This window comes from Kitasatospora sp. NPDC059722, assembly GCF_042733235.1.
Classification (GTDB): domain Bacteria; phylum Actinomycetota; class Actinomycetes; order Streptomycetales; family Streptomycetaceae; genus Kitasatospora.
In genome coordinates, this window is sequence record NZ_JBHWGD010000115.1 from 16594 (window position 1) to 19108 (window position 2515).

The 2515-nt window shown below is 71.7% G+C and carries 3 protein-coding genes; 1 reads left to right on the forward strand and 2 read right to left on the reverse strand.

Features of this window, described 5'->3' with window-relative positions; all coding sequences use genetic code 11:
* Positions 1–126: 126 nt before the first annotated feature.
* The gene (locus ACFV4F_RS38125) at positions 127–804 is read right to left on the reverse strand and encodes a hypothetical protein (protein WP_380509724.1); all 678 of its coding nucleotides are present in this window, start codon (positions 802–804) and stop codon (positions 127–129) included.
* A gap of 392 nt (positions 805–1196) precedes the next feature.
* Here ACFV4F_RS38125 and ACFV4F_RS38130 point away from each other — a divergent pair, with 392 nt between their 5' ends.
* The gene (locus ACFV4F_RS38130) at positions 1197–1355 is read left to right on the forward strand and encodes a hypothetical protein (protein WP_380509727.1); all 159 of its coding nucleotides are present in this window, start codon (positions 1197–1199) and stop codon (positions 1353–1355) included.
* 68 nt (positions 1356–1423) lie between these two features.
* Here ACFV4F_RS38130 and ACFV4F_RS38135 read toward each other — a convergent pair whose 3' ends face one another.
* Entirely contained in the window at positions 1424–2059 is a 636-nt protein-coding gene (locus ACFV4F_RS38135; protein ID WP_380438792.1) for a DUF4360 domain-containing protein, read from the reverse strand.
* Between the last annotated feature and the right edge of the window lie 456 nt (positions 2060–2515).

A 2515-nucleotide genomic window follows, 5' to 3' on the forward strand; every position in this document is an offset into this window, starting at 1 on the left:
CTTGGCGTTCTCTTTTTTCTTCACCCCCCGCGGGGGGGGGTTGGGCGGCCGGCGTCCCGGGGGGGGGGGGGGGCGGTGTGGGGGTGCCCCCCGGGCCCCGACGGCTTACGGCTTACGGCTGGGCCGTCAGGCCTTCACCAGCACCCAGGCGCCGATGCCGTGGCAACCGGAGGCCTGGAAGGCCGCCGCCCGGAAGCCGGCCGGGACCGGCGACCCCGGGCAGGTCCACAGACCGGCGCGCGCGGTGTTGTGCCGCCAGGCACCGATGCCGCCGCAGCCGGACTGCAGGTGGTCGGTGATGACGTACCCCTGGACGACGGGCGAACCGGAACACGTCCAGATCCCGTCGCGCGCCACGTTGTGCCGCCACGCGCCGATCCCGCCGCAACCGCTCTGCTGGTGGTCCGTGATGACGTACCCCTGGACCACCGGGGAGCCGGAACACGTCCAGATCCCGTCGTGGACGAGGCCGTGCCGCCAGGAACCGATCCCGTTGCAGCCGCGCTGGTCGTGCGCGATGATCACGTAGCCGGGGACGACCGGGGACCCGGAACACGTCCAGATGCCGTCCGAGACCGGCTGCTGGTACCACGAGCCCGCAAAGTTGCAGCCCTTGCTGTCGTAGCCCGTGATGACCCAGCCGGCCGGCACCGGCGCACCGGAACACGACCAACGGCCGTTGCCCCAGCCCCACGCGGGCTTGGCCTCGGCACTCGTCGCGCCGCTCATCGTGCGGCCCACGATGACCGCCGCGAGGTGTGCGAACGCCGACAGCACGCGCGTCCATAACCGACGATTCTTCATATCCATACCACTCCGTCCGAGTTGTCGCCCGATGACCGTCCGCACCGATCGTGCGGAACGGAGGCTCACCCTACGGGCAGGGACCGACAGGCGACAGACGGGAACGCGTCAGCCGGGTGCCGGGGCCCGCGGCGGCAACCGCCCGCGGGCCCCTGAGCTTTGGGGACCGCTCAGAGCCAGGGAATCTCCTCCGGCGCGTACCGGTAGGCGCGGAACACCGCGTTCTGGGCCCCGCGGGAGGACTCCAGGCCAATGCCCGCCCCGAAGGAGCCGAACTCGGGCACGGGCTCGATACTGTGCCGGGGCCCGGAGACCCGCTAGGAAGGACTGCGGACAGCCCGGGTGGGACGGCTCGCCCCTTCCCGGCCCTCACGTCTGACGGGAGAGAACCCATGACCAGGCCCAGGAAGCTCATGGCGGGCATGGCGGCCTTCGCGCTCGCAACCGGCGGCGCCTTCGCCGTCTCCTCGGCCGACACGCTGTTCGTCCGCACGGCCGCTCCCCCGGGCGTCGACGACGACCGTCCGTTCTCCGTGACGATCGCCTGCTGATCGGCTCGCACGCGGGGTGGGGGGTGGGGGGGGGGGGGCCCCCCCCCCCCCCCCCCCGCCTCAGCGGATCAGGGGCACGTCTTCCAGGCGAGGTGGTACACGGTGTTGATGCTCCCGTCGGTCGAGTCCATCGTCATGAAGCTCGTGGTGGTGGTCGGGTCCGAGGAGCCCGCCGCGACCCGGAGTTCGGTGTTGATGTTGAAGTTGCGCTCCTCCCCGCAGGGGGCCCAGACCAGGGCGGCGACGTCGACGGTGTCGGTCGCCTGCCAGTTGTCGTCGCGCGGGCCGTTGAAGCGGTGGGTCCCGTAGGCGGTCTGCGGGTCGCCCTGGAAGTAGTAGCCGGCCCGCTGGACGCCGGTCGCCCCGTTCTCCAGGTGGGCGTAGCCGCGGTAGTCGGTGGAGGCGATCGCGTAGGTGAAGCCCTGCGGGACGTGCACGCGGAGGTCGAGCTGACAGTTCTTCCGGAAGTCGGTGGGCTTCGATCCGACGCCGACCTGGGCGAGGTACTGGCTGTAGGTGACGGTGAAGGCGGTGTTGTCCGGGGAGACGGCGACGGCGGCCGTCCCGGCCGGGCAGCCCGAGCCGTTGACCGTCGCGACGTCGATGACGATCCGGTCGGGCGGTGTCGGGAGCGAGTCGCCACCGGAGGCGGGTGCGCCGAAGAGCGAGGCGACGACACCGGTCGCGGCCAGCACGCGGAGCAGCATGGGGTTCCCCTTTCGATCGTCCACGGGTCCGGGGGCGGGCGGGCACGGCCGGCCCGGGCCTGCCCCACCCCGGCTTTGACGCGAACATGTCACCACAGGGTGGCCGTCCGCGTACAGGGGGTGAACACGACGGAGTGGCGACGCGCGGCAGCACCCGGCGAGTGGATCACGCCAGGGGAGGCCATTGATTCGAGCCAAGTCGACGGACGGGACGGGCTCCTCGTGGCGGACCCCGGCGAGTCCTGACCAGCGGCGGCGCCGACCGGGCAGCCGGAGGGCCGAACACGGATCCCCCCAACTGCGCTGCCGGGACGTCGACTTGCTGTCCTACGATGCGCCCCAAGCGAAGACTATCACCTGACCGCTCACACCGGGGGAAGTCATTCCGTTCACAATCAGATTGACGAATCTTCAGCGCCGCTGGCCGCTCGCCACAGCCGCCGCCGCGCTCTC